At 66.1% G+C, this 2728-nt stretch carries 4 protein-coding genes; 1 reads left to right on the forward strand and 3 read right to left on the reverse strand.

Features of this window, described 5'->3' with window-relative positions:
- Positions 1–889, forward strand: an 889-nt coding sequence (locus VFW45_02480; GenBank protein HEU5179631.1) for a methyl-accepting chemotaxis protein, incomplete at its 5' end; no start/stop codon positions are given.
- Here VFW45_02480 and VFW45_02485 read toward each other — a convergent pair.
- From VFW45_02485 to VFW45_02495, 3 genes are all read right to left on the reverse strand, one after another.
- Positions 870–1436: an aminotransferase class V-fold PLP-dependent enzyme gene (locus VFW45_02485; GenBank protein HEU5179632.1), complete on the reverse strand. Its 567-nt coding sequence runs from the start codon at positions 1434–1436 to the stop codon at positions 870–872. The genes VFW45_02480 and VFW45_02485 overlap by 20 nt on opposite strands.
- Positions 1437–1510: 74 nt before the next feature.
- On the reverse strand, positions 1511–2173 hold the full coding sequence (locus tag VFW45_02490; GenBank protein HEU5179633.1) for an isochorismatase family protein: 663 nt from the start codon (positions 2171–2173) through the stop codon (positions 1511–1513).
- A partial coding sequence (locus tag VFW45_02495) for a hypothetical protein (GenBank protein HEU5179634.1) occupies positions 2170–2728 on the reverse strand: 559 nt, incomplete at its 5' end. The genes VFW45_02490 and VFW45_02495, both read right to left, overlap by 4 nt.

Genomic DNA, 2728 nt, shown 5'->3' on the forward strand with positions numbered 1-2728 from the left:
GCAGGAGATCTCCAGCGCTACCGAGGAGATGAGCGCTTCGACCGAAGAGGTCTCGGGCACCTGCAACGATCTCACCGACCGCGCCACCCGGCAGGCGACACTGGTCCGGGCGGCCGCGGAAGACGCGGCCAAGATTCTCGCGATCGCGGAAGAGTTGGCCGCGAGCGCGCTAGGGTCCGCCGAGCGGAATGCGGCCCTGGCTGAGCTGGCTCGATCCCACAAGGAACAGCTGGATGAAAGCTCCGCCGAGCTGCAGCGTCTCGCAGAAGAGGTTGAGCGCGGCGCCGAGGAGGCGACGGCACTCGCGTCGGCCAGCGAAGAAATCGGAAAGTTCGTGACTCAGACCAAGGCCATCGCTCGGCAAACCCACATGCTGGCGCTCAACGCGGGAATCGAGGCCGCGCGGGCCGGCGAGGAAGGGCGTGGCTTCGCGGTGGTGGCGGAGGAAGTGCGAAAGCTGGCAGGTCAGGCCGCGCAGGCTGCGACTTCGACCAGCGATACGGTGCGCGCGGTGCAGACCCGGGTCGAGCTGGCGCGCGACCGGCTGCTCCGCCTCGCCAAGGGTGGCCAGGCCGCGCGGGTCGCCGCGGACACTGCGGCGCGGGGACTATCGCGCGTCGCCGGGGATGCCGAACAGAACGACAGCTGGACTCGACAAATCTCGAAATCGGCGGATGAGGTTCGCGGGCTGATCGGTGGGATCGTCGGACGGATGTCGGAAGTCTCCGGCGGCACGGAGGACGTGGCCGCGGCGGCCGAGGAGATTGCCGCTTCGTCTCAGGAGCTGAGCGCCTCCACGACCGAGATCGCGAACTCCGCACAACAACTGGCCCACGCCGCGCAGGCGCTGTTCGGAGAGGTAAGCCGATTCAAGGTTGAAGAGCGCTGAGGATCCTGGCCTGAACCGCGTCGCGCGGTTCGGGCAGGGGATCGAGTGTAGTTCCTTCCGCAGCGGCAGCATGATGGGCGACGAGATCCAGCGCCTGGCCCCGCCCGGGCATCGACTGGGCGCGTTGCAGCGCCCGACTTGAAGCAGCTCCCAGCACGAGCCACGAGGGAATCGGACTCCCGCCCTCGCCTCCCGCGAACACCAGATCCAATCCCCACTGATCAGCCTGGACCGGAGAATGCCCGACTGAAAAGCTGACGTCGGCGATGAGCAGCGCGCCGGAACGCCGGACAACCGGGGCCAGCTCCGCCAGCGGCATCGGTTCGCCCTGTGCGTCCTCCTGCTGGACCACAGCCACAGCGTCGAAGTCCGGGCTCCGAAGAAAACGATCCAGCCATTCGGGACGCATCGCCTGCCCCGGCGGCACGCAGGCCCGCGCTACGTCCCGGCCACAAGCCTCTCCAATTGTGGCATAGCGTTCGGCGCGACTTCCCGCAATCACCACGAGCATGCGGTGCCGGACGAGGCTCCGCACCGCCAGCTCCATGAATCGGTCAACGGCCCCAGGGAGTAGGATGACGGGCTGCGAGGTACTGAAAAGCTGGCCCAGGCTTGAAGAGGTCACGCGGGCTTGAGCCAGGTGTCCAACGTTCCCTCCGATACGACCTCTTCAGCTTTGACCAGCCGCACTCCGGCGTCTCCCCAGTCGCGCAGCGCGTGCTCGCCCAGCTCATAACGCACCGCCTTCACCGCGTCTGTCACCACGAAGAGCCGAGTGTGGGGACGACGGGCGAGCCACCCCTCGACCACGTGGCGCACGCAGATTTCGAGCGGGAGCCCATACACCACGACCGCCTCGGGATCGAGGGCGCGAACCACGGTGTCGGTGTTGGGATTGCTGAATACGTCGAAGTGGCGCTTCAGAATCAGGAGATTGCCGGCGTGACGGCTCAGCCCAAGCCGCAGGACCTCGGGCTCCTGGCGATCAAAGCTGATTGCCAGCGCATCCGGCAGAGCCGTCTCCGGGATCTTCTGCTGTCCCGGCGTTCCCCGAACGCAGTGGGGCGGCCAGGTCGTTTCGAAATCCGGGTGATCGCTGAACTCCGAATCGCCAGGGAGGTGTTCTTCGGCGCTGGCGACGATGCGAATGCCGTTGGTGTGGGCGTAGTCGGTGAGCGCCGCCAGTCGGGGCACGATCGCCTCGGCGCGGGGGACGTGAAGCTTCCCGTCGGGGGAAATGAAGTCGCATTGGGTATCGACATCCCAGAAGATGAGTCGGTTCACGATGGGGTACTGTCCTCCTCGGAAGCGGCGCCGAACTGTTCGTGCCGGAACTGGTTCAGCGTCCGGCGCAGCTGCCGGGCGCCACCGGGATACAAGTCAATCAACCGGCGCAACTCGGTCATGGCACGACCCGGCGCGGCCAGTCTGCGATCGTAGAGCTCGACCAGCGCCAAGCCGATCTTGATGTCATCTGCCGGTCGGAGCCGACGGGTGTCGCGATAGTTGTGCAGCTCGAGTGCCGCCATCCCGGGATTGGAAAGCGGCCCCGCCAGAATCGCCGCGCGCCGAACCAGGGCTTCAGCGTCTCCATTCTCCTGGCGTGATCGATCCAGGTATTCATTGGCCGCTGCATCATACAGACCCCGAGCCGCGAGAGTCTCGATGCTCGAGTAACTCGTGCGGTACCGCATGAGCCCGACGTTCTGCAGGATCTCGACGCACAACTCGGTCATCGGTTCCAGGAATCCGTCGAGCAGTCCGAAGACCAGGCCGTAGATCGCCCAGAATGCGCCCAACAGGAGAACCGCACGAGGAGTGACTCCGATGACCCACAAC

This window comes from Candidatus Polarisedimenticolia bacterium (assembly GCA_035764505.1).
Classification (GTDB): Bacteria; Acidobacteriota; Polarisedimenticolia; order Gp22-AA2; family AA152; genus AA152.